The organism is Cupriavidus lacunae (assembly GCF_003353055.1).
Lineage (GTDB): Bacteria > Pseudomonadota > Gammaproteobacteria > Burkholderiales > Burkholderiaceae > Cupriavidus > Cupriavidus lacunae.
This window is the reverse complement of the sequence record NZ_QKWJ01000075.1, coordinates 1-19,303: the sequence shown is the minus strand read 5'-3', so window position 1 is coordinate 19,303 and position 19,303 is coordinate 1. Positions and strand designations below refer to the sequence as shown.

Below are 19,303 nucleotides of genomic sequence, written 5' to 3'. Positions count from 1 at the left end.
CGCCAGACATGACCATTGACCTGAAACAGTATCCCTTCCGCAACGTCCCGTTCCTGCCGCGGGATATCGATCTGCAGCGTCGGCCCGACGGATCGCTGATCGTCCGCAGCAGAATTCCGCTCGCGCCTGGCGTGCCTCACATTCCCTCGCTCCTGCACCGCAACGCGAGGCAACGTCCGGAGCGTCCGTGGCTGGTGCAGCGGCGTGGAGCTGCCGCCGAATGGCAGCCCCTGACCTACGGGGACGGGCTCGCCCAGGTGCAGTCGGCGACCCAGTTTCTGCTCGATCTGGACCGGCCCGGACGTACTGTGATGGTGCTCAGCGAGAACGCCCTGGAACACGCCGTTCTGGAACTGGCTGCCATGCAGGCGGGCATGCCCTATGCGCCCGTCACCACGGCGTACTCGTTACTGAGCCAGGATCACGAAAAGCTGCGCGCGATGGCGGGGTTGCTGGAGCCGGCGGTCATCTTCGCGCAGAACGGGACGCGATACGAAAAGGCGCTGCGCGCGATCGCCGGCGACGCCGTGCTCGTCTGCGTCGACTATCCGATCGACCATCCGAAACTGGCGACCTGGACACAGGTGGCTCGCACCCGGGTCACCAGCGCGGTGCAGGCATCGATCGATGCGATCACGCCCGACACTGTGGCGAAATATCAATTCACGTCGGGGTCGACGGGCACCCCGAAGGCGGTGATCGTCACGCAGCGCATGCTCACCGCATCGCTGGCGATGACCACGCAGATGATCCGGTGGGACGACGGCAACACGCCGGAAACCGTCCTGCTCGACTGGCTGCCCTGGAGCCACGTGGCCGGCGGGCACAGCGTGTTCAACTGCGTCCTCGACGAATGCGGCACGCTGTATATCGACGACGGCCGCCCGACCCCCGCCGAATTCCCCAGGACGCTGCGCAATTTACGGGCCATCTCGCCGTCCCGCTTCAGCGGCATGCCGGTCGCGTACGCAATGCTCGCGGAAGCGCTGCAAAAGGACGACGTCCTCGGCGCATCGCTGTTTCGCCACCTGCACCGCCTGACGTATTCGGGCGCGCGGTTGCCGGACGCCGTCCACGACGCGATTCAACGGCAGGCCGTGCGGCATACGGGATGCCGGATTCCATTCGTCTCCGCGTACGGCTCCACCGAAACCTCAGCCGCGGTCACCTATGTCCACTGGCCCGCGGAACGGACCGGGCTGATCGGCCTTCCGCATCCCGGTGTCGAACTCAAGTTGATTCCGCTCGGAGCAGACGCAAGATACGAGATCAGGGTCCGAAGCCCTGCCGTGACCCCGGGCTACCTGAAACAGCCCGAGCTGACCCGCGAGACCTTCGACGAAGACGGCTTCATCCGCATGGGCGACGCCGCCTCGTTCGTCGAGGCCGGGCGGCCGGATGAAGGATTGACGTTCGCGGGCCGAGTGGCCGAGGAATTCAAGCTGCAGTCCGGCGTGTTCGTTCGCGTCAGCAGCCTCAGGGTCGACTGCCTCAGCGCGGCGGCGCCGTTGCTGAGCGATCTGGTGATTACCGGGGCGGATCGGGAATATGTCGGCGCCCTCGCCTGGCTGAACCTAGCGGCTTGCCAGGACTTCGTCCAGCGTACCGGTCTATGCTTCGCCGATTTCGTCGCCGACCCCACGCTGCGCGCCGCGCTCAAGGCTGCGTTCGCGGCCCATAATGCGCGCCAGCCAGGAAGCAGCACCCGTATCCGCAGAGTTTGGCTATTGGAAAAGCCCGCGTCCCTGGATCTCGGAGAGACCAACGACAAGGGCTATATCAATCAGCGCAAAGTGCTGGAACAACGTAGCGATGCCGTGCACGCGCTCTACACGGAGATGGATCATCCGAATCTCCTGTGCATCGACTGACATCGCGTGACGGATAAGATGGACCGCCAGACTGCGGCATAGTCCTTCAGGATGCGGCGCCCCGCGAGACCGTCGGGCAGCGCCGAATGCCGGTGAAGCGGCCCCGGTCGAGAGGCCGCTTCACCGCGGGCGGGGGCGGTCAGGCCGACAGAAAGTCGACAACCAGGCGGTTGAATTCGTCCGCATGCTCCCATTGCGCCCAGTGGCCACACTTCGCGAAGATATGCAGACGCGAATCCTGCAGCGTATTGATCATGCGCAGGCCGTGGTCGATCGGCACGAACCGGTCGTCGCGGCCCCAGGTGATCAGCGTTTTGTGCGGAATTTCGGGGAAGCGCGCCGACAGATCCCAGCTCGTCGACGGGCAACGCTTGCCGCTCTCGACCCAATTCTTCAGATGGTTGAGGTTCGACTGGATATTATTCCAGCGCCCCTGGCGCAGCTCCTCGGTAATCGCGGCCGGGTTGTAGACGAACACCTCGAGCATCGCTTCGAAGTTCTCGTAGGTTGGTTGCGCATAGAGCCTGCCCATGCGCTTGATCCCCTCGCCCGGCTGCGGCTGCATGATGCTCGGGCCTTGCGCCCCCGGGCCCATCAGCACCAAGCGGTCCATGCGCTCGGGGAATTCGAGCGCGAAGGCCAGCGCCGAGGCGCCGCCCATCGAGTTACCGACGAGGTGGGCCCGGTCGATGCCGAGAACGTCCATCACGCCCTTGGTCGCGCGCGCGTTGATGAAATTGCGCGGCGTGCCCGCCACGATTTCGTCGGACTTGTTGAAGCCCGGGCTGTCGATCAGCAGCACGCGGAAACCCGCTTCGACAAGCGCATCGATATTGCGATAGTAATTGCTCCAGCCGCTGGCGCCCGGACCGCCGCCGTGCAACATGACCACGGCGGGGCCGCTGCCGGCTTCGTTGAAGTGGATCCGGAAGTTCTCCAGACCCAGTTCGTTGATGGTGACGAACTTGCTGGTGCCGGCTTCATTCAGAGACATAGATTGCTCCAATCACGCGTGACAAGACGTAAATACAAGGGACATTCGACAGACGCGGGGGCGATTCGCCCTCATCTGCGCTCAGCGGGTATACGACAGCGGCGGCAGTTGCTCACCCATCACGAATCCGCCCAGAATGCCGGCGGAATCGTCTGCGTTCTGGGTAATGTGGTTGGCTGCGGCCATCACATCGCGCACGATGCGCTGAACCGGGTTCTCGAGATAGAGGCCGCGCGCGGCCAGCGCCTTGAACAGCGACTGGACGGCCTGCTCGCATTCACGGCCCACGCGCGCAATATCGAGCGCATTGGCCACGCGGCTCGCCAGCGGCACCAGCTCACGCCGCTCGACAATCGGCGTGGTCTCGATCTGCATCATCAGCAGGCGTGCGCGCGATGAACGGACCATCGAGATGGCGTTGCCAAGACGGTCCTTGACATAGGGGCTGGTGCTGGTCAGCTTGCCATTTCCCGAGTTGCGGCGAGTGCCCATCTGCTCGATGAACAGATCGATGGCCCCCTGCGCCATGCCGACGATCACGGCCGAGACCGAGCCGTTGAATACCTGCGTGAACGGGAACAGGTACATGTCGCCGCGATCGCTCATCGAGTAATCGGCCAGGCTGTGGGTATGATGGTCCGGCACGAATGTTTCCCGCACCTGCAAGCTCTTACTGCCTGTCCCCGCGAGCCCGCATACCTGCCAGTCATCGATGATCGTATAGGCCGAGCGCGGCACCAGCAAGGCGATGCGGTCCACGGGCGGCTGGCCCTCCTCGCCGGGCACCATCGCGCCCAGGATCGCCCATTCGGCGTGGTCGGTGCCGCTCGAGGTCGGCCAGCGGCCGCTGATGACATAACCACCCTCGACCTTGCGGCACGCGCCGACCGGCGCGTACGACGACGCCACGATCACGCTGTCGTCCTGCCCCCAGACGTCATCGCCCGCGCGCGGATCGAACAGGCTGAATTCCCACGGGTGCACGCCCAGGATCATCAGATTCCAGGCGCTGCTGCAACAGCCGCGGCCGACCTCCATGAGGACTTTGAAGAACACCGACGGGTTCATTTCGTATCCGCCCCAGCGGCGCGGTTGCAGCACGCGCAGGAAACCTGCCTCGCGGAATTTCTCGATGATGTCGGCCGGGACGCAGCGCGCCGCCTCGACTTCCGCCGCGCGCGAGCGCAACCAGGGCCCCATCGCGCGGGCGCGTTCGATCAATTCCTGTTCGCTCGGAATGTCCTGTCCGATTTCGCTTTTCAATACGGTGTTCATCTCGTTTCCCTCTCGGTCTACCCTACCCAGTTACGTCTTCAGCTTGGAAAAATTTCGGTTGAAGTACATCAACGGCCCCTGCGCTTGCGTGGCGCAATGCACTTCCACCACGTCGCAAATGAACACGGTATGCGACTTGCCTCCGGGAAGGGTCTCTGCCACCCGGCAGCCGAATGACACCAGCGCCTGCTTGAGCCGCGGAATGGCCAGCTTGCCCTCTTCCCAGTTGTCGTCGACGAAACGGGCGTCGCCCCGCGCTTGCTTGACCATGCCCGCGAACCGCCGCGCGGTCTCTTCCTGCTGCTCGCTGAGCACGTTCACGCTCAGCAGACCGGCATGGTGGATCATGTCGTGCGCATAGGTCGACTTGTTGATGCAGATCAGCAAGCGGGCCGGATCGGCGCTGACCGAGCACACCGCGGTGGCGGTCAATCCAGCGCGCAGCCCATCCTTGCGCGTCGCGATGACCGAGCAGCTGCCGGCCAGATACCGCATGCCGGCCGCGAACGATGCGCTGTCCACAATGTCGCCGCATTCGGCCAACCGATCAGGACTCCTGATCACAGGCGCTTCGGATGGTTTGACCGTATTCAACATGAAATCCTGACTCCGTAAGCCGGTATTACTGGTTCAAAACCTCGCCCCGCGACCTCAGCCGCGCGGCATCTCTCCGCGCTGGTGTCCCCAGTCGCTCAGACGCGAATGGGTCACGACCTTCCAGGTCGCATCGTCGATCACGATGCCTCCATGGCCGTACTCGATCGCGAAGCCCGACGGCGAGCGCACGTAAAACGAGAACATATGGTCATTAGGGTGATGACCCAGGTGCATGACGATCGGCAGACCGGCCGCCAGACAGCGCTCGTAGGCGAGCCCCACGTCGTTCATGTCCTTCACCTGCACCATGAGGTGCCCCAGCAGCTTTTCGCCGGGCAGCTCGCCAGTCGCCAGGGAGTGATGCCTGCCGGTGGCGGTATGCATGAAGGTCACCTCGAACGTTTTTCCGGGCATGACTTCCGCACGGATGTAATCGCTGACTCTCAGACCCAGGCCCGAACGATAGAAATCGATGGTCTTTTTCGCGTCGGCGGAACGCGTGACGATATGTCCGAGTCCGAGCGCGCCCGTCTCGAAGCCGGGGCCGCGCATGACGGTGGAGCGGAACGCATTGCTCATCGGCGCGATCGCCGGGCCGTAATAGAAGCCATGGCGGAAGCCGTTCGGATCATCGCAGCGATACAGCGACTCGACGCGGCGGCGCCTGCACTCCTCGGGCCCCGCCTGCTCTACGCCCACGCCGTACGCGCGCAATTGCTCGACGTAGCGCGTCAGTTGCTCTTCTGTGTCGAACTCCCAGCCTGCTTCGAGCAGGTCATCCGCGTCGTTCCGTTCGAGCACCACGCGTTGCAGGCGTTCGTCCATGCGCAGGTCCAGCGATTCGGCGCCGCCACGCGCGCAGACCTGGAAGCCAAGGATGTCGCGGGCAAAGATGGTCCAGGCGTCAAGATCCTTCACCCCCAGTATGACGTACCCCAGGCTCGATATTTCTGCAGGAAAATCAGTCATTTCATCCTTCCTTGTAGTTCACGCGGGCGGGCCTGCGCGCAGCGCCCGGCGGCATGGCTTAGCGCTTGATGTGGCGCGACGCCCGGAAAAAGAGCAGCGCCGACGCCAACACCATCACGATCGGAACCAGCAATGCGTAACGCAGGCCCTGGGCCGCGGCCTGATGGCAGCTCATCAGCACATCGGCCGCCGGGGTCATGCCATGCGGCAGCGCGCACAGGGCGTGATAGTCGCCGCCCGCAAAGCCATACTTCGCGAAGCGGTCGCTCAGGAAACCGACCAGCGTCGGACCCAGCCCCTGGCCCACCAGGTTCATCAGCAGGAACACCAGGGCCGAGGCCGTGGCGCGCATACGCGGCTCGACCAGGCCATGCACGATCGAAAACGTTGGTCCGTTCCAGACATTGAGTGCGATCGTCGTCAGCAGCAGCAGTGGAATGCCGAAATACCACGTGGAAGTCAGGAACGAAGCCGCCGTCAACGGGATCGCCAGCAGCGAGCCCAATGCGGGAATCCAGGCGTACCAGCGGCGATCCCGGCGCGACGCCCAATCCGAGCCATAGCCGCCGATCAGTCCGCCGACGATCGCTCCCCCGCCATTGACGAAAGCGAAGCTCAGACCGGCGTGCTCCATGCTCATGCCGTACACCCGGCCCAGATAGATCGGCAGGAACATCAACGTGCCGTATAGCGCGACCGCTGCCGTCATCACGCCCGCCGACATCTGCCAGAAGACCTTCTCGCGGAAAAACACCTTCATCACCTCCCCCGCCGACGGCACCGCTTCCTGCGCCGTGATGGTCAGCCCTTCGGCCTGACCGCGCTTCGGTTCACGCAGGGTCAGATAGGCGAGCGCCCCCAACACCACGCCCGGGATACCAACCACATAGAAAGCCGCGCGCCAGCCGAAATGCTGGGCGACCCATCCGCCGCCGAGCGCGCCCAGAACCACGCCGAGCGGCGGCCCCAGGGCATAGATACCAAGCGCGGTGGCGCGGCGATTGGCGGGGAACTGATCGGAGATCAGCGAGTGGGAGGTCGGTGTGCTGCCGGCCTCGCCGATACCGACGCCGAGCCGGTAGGCCATCAGCCAGCCGAAACCGGTAGCCGTTGCGCACAGCATGGTCATGACCGACCAGGCTATGGCGGAGATCGCGATCAGCACCACGCGGCTGTGGCGTTCGGCCAGACGCGCGATTGGTACCCCCAGCGTGGCGTAAAAGATCGAGAAGGCAAAGCCGCTGAGAAGACCGACCTGCAGGTCGCTCAACCCCATCTCCACCTTGAGCGCAGGCCCGACGACCGCGATGATGATGCGGTCGATAAAGCTCGACGCATACACCAGCACCAGCAGAAGTAGCAGCCATCGCTCGTACCAGGAGCTTCTCGCGCCCGCCAGACTCCTTACCCCTCCGACCAACTCGCTCATCTCATCGTCTCCTGCCGTATGCGGGCCTGCCGGCCCGTCAACATGCTGTTCATTAGTCATCGTTGTGGATCAGGACCAGGTAACGAGCCCCGCGCCACGCTCCTCCCCGCAGGCGTACGGCGCAGCCGCGCATACGTGCAGTTGCGAACCTGCAAGCCTTCCAGTCCCCCGGCGGCTGTCACGCGGTTCAGAGTCTCCGACGACGCGGAGTTCAGGGCTGCGCGCGACAGGCTCCGCAGAAACGCGGCGTCCCTGCACTCCAGGGCGGGGACGATCTCGCGATGTAGCGGCTCGTCCACCACGACGTGGCTCCAGCCGCGCGACGCCACCACCGTCACGCGCGGATCGTGCGGCAATCCCTGGACACGGGCCGGATGGCCCGACCGATGTCGTAACAACGGTGCGCCCCGGTACATTGGGACCGAAACACGTAGCCGGCAGCACCGGCACGACCTGAATCTGACGATCGCCAAACAGACGCGTCACCACGAACCGGGCGTGCCCGAAAGCCTGCTTCAGCGGGTTTTCCATCCCAACGCGGGCGTGCACGTCGACATCCTCGTCGACCAGGCAGGTAATCAGCCGCAGCGCCAGCTCGTAGAGCCGCGACGCACCGTGCGCCGCCAGTCCCGCGTGGCCGGATCCCGCAGCTTGTCGATCGTATGCACGGCCGCGCCGTGATGGATCAGTTGCGACATATCCGAAGCGGCGATGCCGGAAACAATTCGGGCCATGGCGCGGGTATCAATCGAGTTTGAGTCTGAACCGCGAATACAGCTTCATGCAGTTGCAACTGAAGATGTCTTCCTTGTCCTGCGCCGAAAGGAAATCGATGCCCTCGATCACCGGCTTCAGATCGTCGAGATCGCGGCCCGTGTCCGGATCCACCGCACTGCCGGTCCCCGGCTTCTCGGTCGCGAACAGTACGCGGTCCGCGCCCACCTTCTTGATCAGCAGCGCCAGCGCATCCTGGTCGTAGTTCGTGGTATCGAAGTGCAGCTTGCGCAGCTGGTCTTCGAAGCGCGTGACGCCGCGGCGCAGGTTCCACGCGCGGAAACGGCCCATCTGATAAGGAATCGCGCCGCCGCCATGCGGGAAAATCAGCTTCAGGTTCGGGAACCGGTCGAAGACATCCGATTCCGTCAGCGACACGATGCCGATGCTTTCCTCGTTGATGAACTTGATCGTGTAGCTTTCTCGCGGGCTGCAACTGCCGGCCGAGTGGATCAGCGCCGGGACATCGAGTTCGCACAGCTTCTCGTACAGCGGGAACCAGAACTCGTCGCCCAGGCCCGGCGGCGGAGCGCCGTCGCCCTCCGTCGGATCCGGGTTCAGCAGACAGCCGATAAAGCCCTGTTCCTTCACCCGGAACTCCAGTTCCTTCAGGCAGTTCTGCGGGCTGCTGTCGCGATACTGCGGCAGCCCCGCCACTGCGCGAAAGCGGTCCGGGAACAGCTGCACCGTGCGATGCACCAGGTCGTTCATATGGCGCGTCCACAGCGCCGTGACCTTCGACGGCTTGACCGAATGCATCTGCATATAGGGCCGCGGCGACAGAAACTGGATGTCCGTACCGACGCGGTCCATGATGTCGACGATGCTCTGGCCTGCCTTGCGCACCGCCTCGTCGCTAAGCTTGGGCACACCCAGCGTCGGATTGCCCCGGTTCGCCGTCAGCTCGGCCATGAATTTGTAGCTTTCCGGCGGCAGTACAACGTGCGCGTGGGAATCAATGATCAAAGACATTGCGGTTCCTTCCTGAGAAATCGTTCAAATCGTGACGAGCCCAGCCTTACAGCGAGGCTAGCCAACCTTCATCGCTGTCGTACAGGCCGGAAATCGGCATGATCGTGCGGTAATCGATCTGGTCGTGCCGGGCCAGCGCCGGCGTAAGACCATCCTGAAATTCCTTCAACGAACCGAGCAGGCTGCGACGTACCTGCATCACCGCCCCGTCGCCCGCGCCAAGGAATTCCTTGCTGCGGTCGGTGGTGGCTCCCATGCTCAGCAGGATCGCGAAATCCTCGGTGCCGAGCGTTTGCGGGAAGCCCGAGAAATGTCCTGTCTTCATGGCTTCGCGATCCTGGCCCCAGTTGTCCTCGCCCGAGCGCGACGGGATCGGCGGCCAGTTGTCGCGGTTCTCCGGGAACAGATACGGCTCGTGCGGCACTGGCTGATCGAGAATGAAGGTCAAATGCCAGTACCAGGTGTTCTCGTCGTCAATCGGTACCGAGAAGAACAGCTGGGCGCGCGTGACGTCGGTGGCCTTGCGCGGCGAGATCACGCCGAACCAGGGCATCACGAACGAATTGGTGCGGACATAGAACGTGCCGTCCGCCAGCGCGCGCACCGCGGCATAGCGGAAGCCATATTCCTTCGGCTTGATCTTGTAGACCGGCGCCTGGTTGACCGAGGCGTTCGACATTTCGTGTTCGAGCCACGACTGATGCAGCACGCCGACGTGCGCCGAGTCCATGGTGGTCTCGACGGCCTGCAGCCAATTGCATTCAAGGCGCTGGCGATGCACCACGCAGTTGGCCTCGGGCAGATCCGTGAAGGGCAGATCGGCGAAGCTGGGCGGCTCGTCGCCTTCACCAAGCCAGACCCACACCACGCCGCCCGCTTCACGCACCGGGTAATGCTTCAGCGGCACATGCTTGCAGTACTCGCGCTCATTGATAGGCTGCGTGGGCACAGCCACCGTGACGCCCTCGACATCGAACTTCCAGCCATGGAAGATGCAGCGCAGGGCGTTGTCCTCGTTGCGCGCCAGCGCCAGCGACGCACGGCGGTGCGGGCAGGCCTCGTCGAAGAAGCCGACCTTGCCGTTGGTGGCGCGGAACGCCACATAGTCCCCGCCGAACAGACGCACGCGCTGCGGCTTGCCATCGGCTTCCAGCGTCTGCGAGCGCAGCGCGGGCACCCACCAGTGCTGACGCAGCATCTTCCCCATCGGCGCATCGCCACAGACCCGCGTCAATAATTCGTTTTGCTCAATCGTTGCCATGGAACTCGGTCTCTTTCGATTCGATGCCTGCTGCGGCCGCCGGGTCTTCCGACGCCCGGCCACAGCAGGTTCTATACGCCCGGCAGGCTCAGTCGCTGCCGACCACCGCCACCACCTCTAGCTGAATCAGCATGCCGCCGGCCAGGTCGGCGATCAGCGCATGCCGCGCGGGACGATCCTCGGGATCCGGAAACAGTTCGAGCCAGGGACCATTGACTACCGGGCGCAGCGAACCGTCCTTGAGAAACACGGTGACGCGCACAATGTCCTCGACCGTACCGCCACCCCGCTCGACCAGCGTACGCAGGTGCTGGAACGCGAATCGCGCCTGTGATTCCGCGTCGGACGGCAGCGTGCCCGTCTCGGGGTCCTTGCCGGCAATCCCTGACGACCAGATGATGTTGCCCTTGCGGGCTCCCATCGGAATGGGCGTCTGCCCATGGTTGACGCCCGGCACTTCGATTGAACGCTTGTCTGCTCGACTCATCATGTAACCTGATTAATCTATTTACCCGAAATCGTCGCTAGCATCGGCCTGGCACTAGGGAACCTGCTTGACGCCAAGTGATCCAGTCCTACCACATTGGAGCCATTTCGTTGCTGAGCTTGATCTTCAAAAGATTATCAGCCTACCTTACTATTGATACTGGGGCTTTCCCCTAGAGGGAAATCATCCCAACAGAACAAATAAGGCTTCATTACAATATCAGGCCAATCAACTGGGATTCCGGGCGCGGCCCGAAAGAACTTTGATATGCTTGACCATCCGCCGGCCGTCTCGCCCCGAGACGTGGTTTCATCGCCGCGGCCCGCCAGGAAACACATGAGTACCTCGCTGAGCATTTTCTTTCTGATCCAGCAGATGCACCGGCTGGTCGCCAGCCGGGTGGAGGAAGCGCTGCAGAAGGAAGGCGTGACTGCGCGGCAGTTCCTGCTGCTCGACCTCCTCGCGGACAATGAGCCGTGCTCGTCGGCCGATCTGGCGCGATTGGCACATATGACCGCGCAGGCCATGGGCGAATCGGTCAAGGCACTCGAAAAGCGGGGCTTCCTCGAGAAGATGAGCAGCCCGGAAGATGGCCGCACCTTGCTGATTCGCCGCAGCGCGCTGGGCTGGGAGACCTATACGCGCTGCAACCGCGCTGTTCAGAAAGCGGAGGCAGCGTTCTTTTCATGCCTGCCGCCGATGGAGCTAGCGCGCGTCCGCGGCAGTCTCGCCCTGGTCCGCGAAATAGACATCGCAAAACGGCAGAGCGGCCAATAAGCGGCCGCCCGCGTGCGGCTGGACTCCGCGCACCTGTTTACATCCCGCTGGACGCGCCTGGCCGATCAGCGAAGTCACCGCAATCAGGCCGTCAGCGGCACCATCGCCAGCATCAGAAACGCCATCGAGAACGAATGCCCGATCGCGAACACGCCGCCCACCATGATCAGCGCGAGGGCGCAGTCGGCGCGAGGACGTGGAGCGCCGGAAGGGTGAGCACTGGCCGAACAGCACCGTCGCGCCCGCAAAGCAGGCCATGCAGACGATCGGCAGAATCTTCGCCGAGCCGCGGAAGATATCGAGCAACCGACGGCCGTATATTGATGGCCGGTGCTGCTATTGGTGTGGCACGCATTTCTCAAGAGCTGCGTCGACTGTGTCATGTGGGGCATGATCGCGGCTCCGGTTGGCGCGACCATCGCGATCTTCGGCCTGGCTGGCGTTATCGGCTAACGTCGCGGGATGGCCGACCCCGTCGTCTCCACGGCCCATCCTGTTGTCGGCGTGAATGCCCCCGTGTGCCAGGGGACTCAATCAGCAACGGACGACACTCCCCAACGCGCTCCGAGAGAACAGCGACCTCAATCCCTGGAGGATGACTGCGCCGAACTTGGTTCGTCAGCCGCGATATGAAAGCGGGCATCCTGCCAGAATCTCTCCTGGTATAGCCGTGTGGCCTGTTCCAGGATGACGCGCCGGACCGCGCGGATCGCCATCGAGACCTGATCGCGCCGTGGCATCACCAGACACAGCTGCCAGGCGGCCAGCGCACTCTTGAACGGCACGGCGGCCAGACGCCCCGTCGACAGCTCCTGTACCAGAAAGCTGCGGCTGAAGATCGTGCAGCCGAGACCGCGCTCGACGATGCCCTTGGTCGAGCGGATGCTGTCGCTTTCGAACACGACGTTCGGATGTACGTTATGCCCCGCGCACAACCGATCGACCAGCACACGGATGCTGTGCGGCGAGCGCGGCAGGATCAGCGGGAGCCGCGCCAAATCCTCAACCGCGCACGCCTCGGGAAATTCGGCGCGGGTCAGCGCCCTGGCGCGCGGCGTACCGGGCATGATCAGGAATAGCGGTTCGGTCACCAGCGGCTGGACCTCCATGGCGGGGCCGAGCTCCGGGTTGTACATCATGGCGACGTCCACTTCCCCGCTACTGAGCCACTGATGGATCGCATCCGACGTGCCCTCCCGGATCTGCGGCACGATCTTCGGATACTCCACAACGCAACGTTCGAGCACCATCGGCGCAAGCACCGGGCCGGTGGCGGGCGGCATGGCGATCCTTACCAGACCCTCCGGCTCCGCATTGATGCCGCGGACATCGGCCTCGATACGCTCCACTTCGCGAAGCAGCCCTTCCGCATTGGCCAGCAGCACCGTACCCGCCGCGGTCAGACTGACGCCACGCCCGTGCCGCAGGAACAGCGCCGTGCCGAAATGCTGCTCCAGCCGCGACACCCGTTTGGACAGTGACGACTGCGCGACGCGTAAACGGATCGCCGCCGCAGAAAAACTCCGGGTTCTGGCCACGGAAACAAAGGCATGGAGGTCATCGATCAGCATGTTCGACTCGAAACAGGACGCGCAGACCCCTGAAAAAAAACCGGACCGGTGGGGCCGCGTCGACTGCCCCACTCCACTTCGAGATATTTCTTATCTCATATTTTGTCGGCGCATTCCAGCGGTAACTGCTTCAATCGGTCCATTCGCAATCGGGCACAGAGGAGCGCATGAAGATCGTTCGTTTCAACGAGAACCGCCTCGGCATCAGCGACGGTCAGAAAGTCATCGACGTTACCGGGCTGTTTGGTGCCGGGCCCGACGAATGGCCGCCGGTCGGCATGAACCGCCTGATCCGCGATTTCGCGCAGCATCGCGGGGCATTCGAGCGCCGCCTGCAGACCGAGGCCGGCGCGCCGCTGAGCTCGGTGCGCCTGGAAACGCCGGTGCCGTGGCCGAACAAGCTGATGGCCTATCCGGTCAACTACCATGACCACGCCACCGAAATGGCCTCCAAGGGCCTCGCCAGCGTGCAAGGCTATTTCCTCAAGTCAAACTCGTCGCTGAGCGGCCCACAGGATCCGGTGGTGCTGCCGGCGCTCGGCAGTGGCCGCGAAATCCATCACGAATGCGAAATCGGCCTGATCATCGGCAAGGAAGGCCGCCAGATCGCGCCGGAAAACGCGCTCGACTACGTGTTCGGCTACACCTGCCTGCTCGACATGACCGTGCGCGGAAAGGAAGAGCGCGTGTTCCGCAAGTCGTACGACAGCTTCACGCCGGTCGGCCCGTGGATCACCACCGCCGACGAAGTGCCGGACGTCGCGGACATCGACATGCAGTTGTGGGTCAACGGCGAGCCGCGCCAGAAGGCCAATACGCGCGACCTGATCGTCGATATCCGCCAGATGATCTCGATCGCCTCGTCCGCCTCGACACTCTATCCGGGCGACATCGTCGCTACCGGCACGCCTGCCGGCGTCGACAAGGTGGTACCGGGCGACATCATCACGATCGAAGTGGCCAACGTCGGCCGGATGTCAGTACCGGTGGTTCAGGGTGAACTCGGCGAGAACATCGTGTTCGCCAAGCCGTACGAATTCGTCCGCGCCCATTAAGGAGTCCCGAGTTGAGCAAGCAGGCACATCCGGCCAGCGCCGAAGCAATCGCGCGCATCGAGGCCACCACCAGCCTCGATGACATCTACCCGGTGCTCGCGGAACTACGGGCCACGCCGGGCTGGCACAAGAAGCGTGCCTCGCTGTGGAAGCAGCCGCGCACCGAGTATCAGCCGCTGCACTGGCGCTACGCGGTCTGCGCGAAGGCGCTCGACCAGGCCGGCCAGTGGATCAGCACGGAACTCGCGGAACGGCGCAACCTGCTGCTGTTCAATCCGGTCGGCGACAACGACTACGACACGGTGCGCACCATCGTATCGGCCTACCAGATGATCAAGCCGGGCGAATATGCGCGGGCGCATCGCCACTCGCCGAACGCGATGCGCCTGGTGCTCGATGCCGGCCCGGGCGTCTTCACGGTGGTCGACGGCGCGAAACTGCCGATGCAGTCGGGCGACTTCCTGCTGACGCCGGGCCACTGCTGGCACAGCCACTACAACGAAGGCAACGCCAACGCCTACTGGATCGATTTTCTCGATGTGCCGCTGGTGCACCGCCTCGAGCCGATGTTCTTCGAAGAGTATCCGGTCGGCTACCAGCCGGTTAAGGCGCTGCCGGATCGGCACGATTGGTACTTCCCGGCCGCAGTCACGCGCCCTCAACTCCATGCAAGCCCGGTCCGTGACGGCTACAAGCGTCTAGTGCTAAACACGCAGGCGCATATCGCGACCATGGAAATGAGCTACCTCGCGTTCGCGCCGGGGGCATCGGAAACGTTCCCGCGCAACACGGCGAGCCGCATTTTCGCGATTACGCAAGGCAGCGGGCGCGCCCGCGTCAGCGAACTCGAAATCGTCTGGCAACGCGGCGACGTGATCGCTGTGCCAAGCTGGGTCGACTACACGTTCACCGCAGACGAACCCGCGGAGATGCTGGAAGTATCCGACCTCCCGGTACTCGACAAACTAGGTTTCTATCGCGAAGCCAAAGCCAGATAACCATCAAGCCATGAGTCAACCCAAGATTCTTATCGCGGGCGGGGGCATCGGCGGCCTGTCCGCAGCGGTTGCCCTGCTGCAGCGAGGCTTCGATGTCGAAGTCTTCGAGCAGGCGGCCGAATTGCGCGAATTCGGCGCCGGCATCCAGCTGAGTCCGAACGGTAACCACGCGCTCGACTCGCTGGGTGTATTTGAAACACTCCATCGCCTGGCCAATCCGGCTGACGCCAAGGAAATCCGTCTGTGGAACACCGGCAAGGCCTGGCCCCTGTTCAACCTGGGCGATGCCGCGGTGCGCAAATACGGTTATCCGTACATGACGGTATTCCGCCCCGATCTGCTACGCGTGCTCGCCGACGAGGTCAGACGCCTCAAGCCTGATGCTGTGCACACCAATGCGCGTTGTGAAGATGTCGAGCAGACCGACCATCAGGTCCGCCTGAAGCTCTCCGATGGCCGCATATTTGCCGGCGACGTGCTGGTTGGCGCGGACGGGGTGCACTCGAAGGTCCGCCATGCGCTGTTCGGGCAGGCACCGACCCTTTTCAGCGGCATGATCGCCTGGCGCACGCTGATCCCCATGAAAAAACTGCCGGAGAAATTCCGCCGGAGCGTGGCGGTCAACTGGGTCGCACCGGGCGGCCACGTCGTCCATTATCCGATCCAGGGCGGCAGCTTGTTGAACTGGGTCGGCACGCTCGAGGGCGGCCAGTGGAACAGTCCGCCATGGACCGCCCCGGCCGACATCGAACAATGCCGCACGGCATTTGCCGATTGGCACGAGGATATCCGGGAGATGCTGTCGCACGCACCATCAGTGACGAAGTGGGCGTTGTGCGGCAAGCCCTTGCTCGACAGCTGGGTCAAGGGCCGGGCCACCTTGCTCGGAGATGCCTGCCACGCCACGCTGCCATTCCTGGCGCAAGGCGCGGTGCATAGCATTGAGGATGGCGTGGTGCTGGCGCGCTGCCTGGAAAAATACGCGGATCCGGTCACCGCCCTGGAACGCTTCGACTCGGCCCGCCGTCCGCGGACCTATGCCATGGTGCAAGGCTCTGCCGAGAATACATCACGCTTCCACAACCAGGCCCTCGCCACGGTCGAGACGGCTGACGACTTCATCTCGCGGGAATGGCAGTCGGACGCGATCAGCGAACGCTATGAATGGCTGTTCACCTACGACGTGGACACGGTCGAAATATGAGTTGCACGCGTCCGGCATCACACCTTCGGAATGGAAACCGGTCAACGATGCCCGGCCCATTCGAAGCAGCAATGCCGGCCTAGCACGACGTGGCCGGCGGATTGCCTCCCAAGGTAGCGGGAATACGCCATCACCGCGAAGAACAGAGCAAAAGACGTCCTCAAAGAAATAACTCATACCGCATCGGCCTGGCCGACGGCTATGCATACACAGAACGTTTCTACGCAGAACACGGCTATTGGTGGGCGCCGTCCCAACGATCAAGGAACTCGCCCACGCAGTGCTGCGCTTCTGCGATTGACGCAAGGTCGTGTAGCCATCCCGCTGCCTTAAGCAGGCCTGCCGGCGCCCTTACCACGAAGCAGCATGAACTAAGTTACACCCGCTTGAACCACAACAGAGAGAAAGAGGAGACCACATGAAAAAGCAATTTGCCGGCCTTGCCTGCGCTGCCTTTAGTGCAACGGCGATGGCCCAGACGTCCGGCGTCATCCTGTATGGCGTTGCCGACGCGAATCTGGAATACACCACAAACAACCCGGTTGCCGGCTCTTCCAGCGGCCATTCCAAACTGGCCTTAAGTTCTGGCGGCATGTCACCCAGCCGCTGGGGCATGCGGGGCACAGAAGACCTGGGCGGCGGCAAGCAGGCCATCTTTGCGCTGGAAAGCGGTTTCACCATCGACGATGGCAAGTCGGGTCAAGGCGGCCGTCTGTTCGGCCGTCAAGCGTGGGTAGGCCTGCGTGACGGCAGTCAGCAGTTGACCCTGGGGAACCAGTACACCTCGCTGTTCCTGATGATGGCCAACTATTCGCCGACGGCGTATGCGACCACCTATGAGCCGGTGGCCGGCATCGCCGGCCTGAACCTGCGGGAAGGCAACATGGTGAAGTACCATGTCGACCTGGGCCCGCTGACAGCGGAAATGCACTGGGCCTTCGGCGAGCAGCCGGGCTCGTTCCAGGGTTCCGCGGCATACGGCGGCGGCTTCGACTACCGTATCGGCCAGTTCGGGGTCGCGGCAGCCTACGACAGCGTCAACAGCGCAACGCCGGCCGGCAACTACACCCGCACCCAGAAGGCTGCACTGGGCCTGCGCTACCAGATCCTGCCCGAGTTGCTCGCCCAGGCAGGGTACCGGTACAACAACAACGGCACGCGGGCAACCAACACCGCATCGCGCGACGACCTGTGGTGGTTTGCCTTGAACTACCAGGCCACCGGCGCCCTGCAACTGATCGGCGCCTTCTACTACGACGATGTCAAATCGCTGTACACCGCGACTAGCCTNCCGATTACTCACTGTCCAAGCGCACCGACGTCTACCTCGCCTCGGCGTACACGAAAAACGCGTCGCTGAACTTTGAAAGCCTGAACGGCGCGCTCGCCGCCTACCAGATCGCGCCGAACGAGCATAATCAGTTCGGCGTGGCAGTGGGTGTGCGGCACAAGTTCTGAGCGGTCGTTTCAGACCAATGCACGTTTGTACCTGCCTGCATGCCATCCAGTAATGGGGGCTCGTCGTCCCCGCGAAGGCGGGGACATCAAAGACACTGGAAGATTCCCGCCTTCGCGGGAATGATGTTGGAACTGGATTCGTAGGTGGAGAATCAGGGGAGCGAACAGTCTCGCTTTCGGCCCACCACCTTTCCCCGCTAGGCTGCGCGCGTGGCAGCCGGCTTGCGCCCGCGCCGGGCACCGCCGCGGGGCGTGGTACTCCTGGCGGCCACGGCTCGCCGCCGCCTCCAAGCTCGCGCTCGCCTCCTCCGTCCGGCTTCGGACTCCTCACCCGCCGTACCGGACTGGGCCGGTAGGCCCCCTTGACCAGTTGCTCGCGAATCTCAAGCCACGTCGAAGTTGGCGAGCAGTCTGATCAATGTCCAGACCATCCATCCCCGCAGCACCTTTGTTGGCCCGCGTGAACTGTAGTAAAGACCAACCGTCCAGCACGCGCACGCCGTACTGTTGCTCGAAGGCGCGCAGCATGGCAGGCGGGCAGGCCGCGCCTCCTATCACCGTGCGCTCCAGGGTCGAGAACTTCAGGTCGCCGGTCTGCAGATGAGTCAGGAGCATTTGCCACACCGTCGGCACACCAGCTGCGAAGCTGACCTGTTCCGCCTCTATCAGCTCGTAGACCGACTTGCCGTCCAACGCCGGGCCAGGGAGCACCAGTTCGCAGCCGACCATAGCCGCCGAGTAAGGCAGGCCCCAGGCATTGACGTGGAACATCGGCACCACGGGCAGGACGCAGTCCCGCGCGGACAACCCCATCATGTCGGGCTGCACCGAGCCGTAGGCGTGCAGCACGGTGGAGCGGTGGCTGTAGAGCGCGCCCTTGGGGTTACCGGTCGTGCCGCTCGTATAGCAGAGACTCGAGGCGGTGTTCTCATCGAACGTCGGCCATTCGTAGGTCGACGACTGACCGGCGATCCAGTCCTCGTAGCTCACGAGGTTCGGGATGCCACTATCGGCCGGCAGCCGATCTACGTCGCACAACGCCACCCACTTCCCAACGGTGCTGCATCGGGCGTGATCGCCTGCACGAGCGGTAGGAAGCTCAGGTCGAAGCACAGGATGCGGTCTTCGGCGTGGTTGACAATCCATGCGGTCTGGTCGGGGTGCAGGCGCGGGTTGAGGGTATGCAGCACCCGGCCAGAGCCGCTTACGCCGTAGTAGAGTTCCAGGTGGCGGTAGCCGTTCCACGCCAGGGTAGCCACGCGCTCGGCGCGCTGCAGTCGCTCAGAGCCGAGTGCGTGGGCGACGCGGCGGGCTCGCTTAGCGCACTCGGCCCAGGTGCTGCGGTGGATGTCGCCTTCCACACGGCGCGAGACGATTTCGGTGCTGCCGTTGTGTCGTTCCGCGAAGTCGATCAGGTGTGAAATGAGCAGGGGACGGTCCTGCATTAATCCGTTCATCAAATGCACCTCGGTGGGGGTTTCTCTAAAGAGGCTCGTCGGGGAAATCTGTGGGTCGTTTTCTTGACGTGACTACGGTTCTTGAGCTTGCATGAGGAAGCGATAGAGCTTGCGAGCCGTGGTATCGAAGGCCTTCTGCTCGGTCTCCGTGATG

Annotated in this window: 15 protein-coding genes and 3 pseudogenes; 6 read left to right on the top strand and 12 right to left on the bottom strand. The window is 63.5% G+C overall.

The window, feature by feature from the left end; translation table 11 throughout:
* Nucleotides 1–8: 8 nt before the first annotated feature.
* Nucleotides 9–1,871 (top strand): AMP-binding protein, encoded by a 1,863-nt coding sequence (locus tag DN412_RS33835; protein WP_115215570.1) that lies wholly within the window; start codon nucleotides 9–11, stop codon nucleotides 1,869–1,871.
* Nucleotides 1,872–2,010: 139 nt separating this feature from the next.
* Here DN412_RS33835 and bphD read toward each other — a convergent pair whose 3' ends face one another.
* From bphD to DN412_RS33795, 9 genes are all read right to left on the bottom strand, one after another.
* Complete coding sequence (gene bphD / locus DN412_RS33830; protein ID WP_115215569.1) at nucleotides 2,011–2,865, bottom strand: 2-hydroxy-6-oxo-6-phenylhexa-2,4-dienoate hydrolase; 855 nt, start codon at nucleotides 2,863–2,865, stop codon at nucleotides 2,011–2,013.
* Between the two features lie 81 nt (nucleotides 2,866–2,946).
* Nucleotides 2,947–4,140, bottom strand: a complete 1,194-nt coding sequence (locus tag DN412_RS33825) for an acyl-CoA dehydrogenase family protein (protein ID WP_115215568.1) — start codon at nucleotides 4,138–4,140, stop codon at nucleotides 2,947–2,949.
* A 30-nt stretch (nucleotides 4,141–4,170) separates the two neighbouring features.
* Nucleotides 4,171–4,737: a flavin reductase family protein gene (locus tag DN412_RS33820; RefSeq protein WP_115215567.1), complete on the bottom strand. Its 567-nt coding sequence runs from the start codon at nucleotides 4,735–4,737 to the stop codon at nucleotides 4,171–4,173.
* A 54-nt stretch (nucleotides 4,738–4,791) separates the two neighbouring features.
* Entirely contained in the window at nucleotides 4,792–5,706 is a 915-nt protein-coding gene (locus DN412_RS33815; protein WP_115215566.1) for a VOC family protein, read from the bottom strand.
* Nucleotides 5,707–5,764: 58 nt separating this feature from the next.
* Nucleotides 5,765–7,135, bottom strand: coding sequence for a spinster family MFS transporter (locus DN412_RS33810; RefSeq protein WP_115215565.1), 1,371 nt, complete (start codon nucleotides 7,133–7,135; stop codon nucleotides 5,765–5,767).
* A gap of 578 nt (nucleotides 7,136–7,713) precedes the next feature.
* Entirely contained in the window at nucleotides 7,714–7,869 is a 156-nt protein-coding gene (locus DN412_RS43595) for a hypothetical protein (protein ID WP_161564087.1), read from the bottom strand.
* A 10-nt stretch (nucleotides 7,870–7,879) separates the two neighbouring features.
* Complete coding sequence (locus DN412_RS33805; RefSeq protein WP_115215564.1) at nucleotides 7,880–8,881, bottom strand: amidohydrolase family protein; 1,002 nt, start codon at nucleotides 8,879–8,881, stop codon at nucleotides 7,880–7,882.
* Nucleotides 8,882–8,927: 46 nt separating this feature from the next.
* A complete protein-coding gene (locus DN412_RS33800; protein WP_244222900.1) occupies nucleotides 8,928–10,142 on the bottom strand; it encodes a Rieske 2Fe-2S domain-containing protein in 1,215 nt (404 codons plus the stop codon).
* Nucleotides 10,143–10,230: 88 nt separating this feature from the next.
* Complete coding sequence (locus DN412_RS33795) at nucleotides 10,231–10,632, bottom strand: RidA family protein (protein WP_244222899.1); 402 nt, start codon at nucleotides 10,630–10,632, stop codon at nucleotides 10,231–10,233.
* A gap of 333 nt (nucleotides 10,633–10,965) precedes the next feature.
* Between DN412_RS33795 and DN412_RS33790 the strand changes: the two genes are divergently transcribed.
* The gene (locus DN412_RS33790) at nucleotides 10,966–11,406 is read left to right on the top strand and encodes a MarR family winged helix-turn-helix transcriptional regulator (RefSeq protein ID WP_161564086.1); all 441 of its coding nucleotides are present in this window, start codon (nucleotides 10,966–10,968) and stop codon (nucleotides 11,404–11,406) included.
* A 581-nt stretch (nucleotides 11,407–11,987) separates the two neighbouring features.
* Here the strand turns inward: DN412_RS33790 and DN412_RS33785 are convergent.
* Nucleotides 11,988–12,977 (bottom strand): LysR family transcriptional regulator, encoded by a 990-nt coding sequence (locus DN412_RS33785; protein ID WP_115215561.1) that lies wholly within the window; start codon nucleotides 12,975–12,977, stop codon nucleotides 11,988–11,990.
* A 167-nt stretch (nucleotides 12,978–13,144) separates the two neighbouring features.
* Here DN412_RS33785 and DN412_RS33780 point away from each other — a divergent pair, with 167 nt between their 5' ends.
* The 4 genes and pseudogenes from DN412_RS33780 to DN412_RS33765 all read left to right on the top strand — a co-directional run bounded on the left by DN412_RS33780 (nucleotide 13,145) and on the right by DN412_RS33765 (nucleotide 17,692).
* Nucleotides 13,145–14,032, top strand: a complete 888-nt coding sequence (locus tag DN412_RS33780; RefSeq protein WP_115215560.1) for a fumarylacetoacetate hydrolase family protein — start codon at nucleotides 13,145–13,147, stop codon at nucleotides 14,030–14,032.
* Between the two features lie 11 nt (nucleotides 14,033–14,043).
* Nucleotides 14,044–15,030, top strand: a complete 987-nt coding sequence (locus DN412_RS33775) for a cupin domain-containing protein (RefSeq protein WP_208647709.1) — start codon at nucleotides 14,044–14,046, stop codon at nucleotides 15,028–15,030.
* A 10-nt stretch (nucleotides 15,031–15,040) separates the two neighbouring features.
* The gene (locus tag DN412_RS33770) at nucleotides 15,041–16,234 is read left to right on the top strand and encodes an FAD-dependent monooxygenase (protein ID WP_115215559.1); all 1,194 of its coding nucleotides are present in this window, start codon (nucleotides 15,041–15,043) and stop codon (nucleotides 16,232–16,234) included.
* A 418-nt stretch (nucleotides 16,235–16,652) separates the two neighbouring features.
* A pseudogene (locus DN412_RS33765) lies at nucleotides 16,653–17,692 on the top strand (porin).
* Between the two features lie 286 nt (nucleotides 17,693–17,978).
* On the opposite strand, the pseudogene DN412_RS33760 reads toward DN412_RS33765, so the two are convergent.
* Together DN412_RS33760 and DN412_RS33755 are read right to left on the bottom strand one after the other, a co-directional pair.
* Nucleotides 17,979–18,151: pseudogene (locus tag DN412_RS33760) on the bottom strand (group II intron reverse transcriptase/maturase); the annotation flags it as partial.
* Nucleotides 18,152–19,149: pseudogene (locus tag DN412_RS33755) on the bottom strand (AMP-binding protein); the annotation flags it as partial.
* Nucleotides 19,150–19,303 lie beyond the last annotated feature (154 nt).

Bases quoted from the DNA above. Each gene is read 5' to 3' on its own strand.
- DN412_RS33835 (WP_115215570.1), top strand. From the start codon at position 9: ATGACCATTGACCTGAAACAGTATCCCTTCCGCAACGTCCCGTTCCTG.
- bphD (WP_115215569.1), bottom strand. From the start codon at position 2,865: ATGTCTCTGAATGAAGCCGGCACCAGCAAGTTCGTCACCATCAACGAA.
- DN412_RS33825 (WP_115215568.1), bottom strand. From the start codon at position 4,140: ATGAACACCGTATTGAAAAGCGAAATCGGACAGGACATTCCGAGCGAA.
- DN412_RS33820 (WP_115215567.1), bottom strand. From the start codon at position 4,737: ATGTTGAATACGGTCAAACCATCCGAAGCGCCTGTGATCAGGAGTCCT.
- DN412_RS33815 (WP_115215566.1), bottom strand. From the start codon at position 5,706: ATGACTGATTTTCCTGCAGAAATATCGAGCCTGGGGTACGTCATACTG.
- DN412_RS33810 (WP_115215565.1), bottom strand. From the start codon at position 7,135: ATGAGCGAGTTGGTCGGAGGGGTAAGGAGTCTGGCGGGCGCGAGAAGC.
- DN412_RS43595 (WP_161564087.1), bottom strand. From the start codon at position 7,869: ATGGCCCGAATTGTTTCCGGCATCGCCGCTTCGGATATGTCGCAACTG.
- DN412_RS33805 (WP_115215564.1), bottom strand. From the start codon at position 8,881: ATGTCTTTGATCATTGATTCCCACGCGCACGTTGTACTGCCGCCGGAA.
- DN412_RS33800 (WP_244222900.1), bottom strand. From the start codon at position 10,142: ATGGCAACGATTGAGCAAAACGAATTATTGACGCGGGTCTGTGGCGAT.
- DN412_RS33795 (WP_244222899.1), bottom strand. From the start codon at position 10,632: ATGATGAGTCGAGCAGACAAGCGTTCAATCGAAGTGCCGGGCGTCAAC.
- DN412_RS33790 (WP_161564086.1), top strand. From the start codon at position 10,966: ATGAGTACCTCGCTGAGCATTTTCTTTCTGATCCAGCAGATGCACCGG.
- DN412_RS33785 (WP_115215561.1), bottom strand. From the start codon at position 12,977: ATGCTGATCGATGACCTCCATGCCTTTGTTTCCGTGGCCAGAACCCGG.
- DN412_RS33780 (WP_115215560.1), top strand. From the start codon at position 13,145: ATGAAGATCGTTCGTTTCAACGAGAACCGCCTCGGCATCAGCGACGGT.
- DN412_RS33770 (WP_115215559.1), top strand. From the start codon at position 15,041: ATGAGTCAACCCAAGATTCTTATCGCGGGCGGGGGCATCGGCGGCCTG.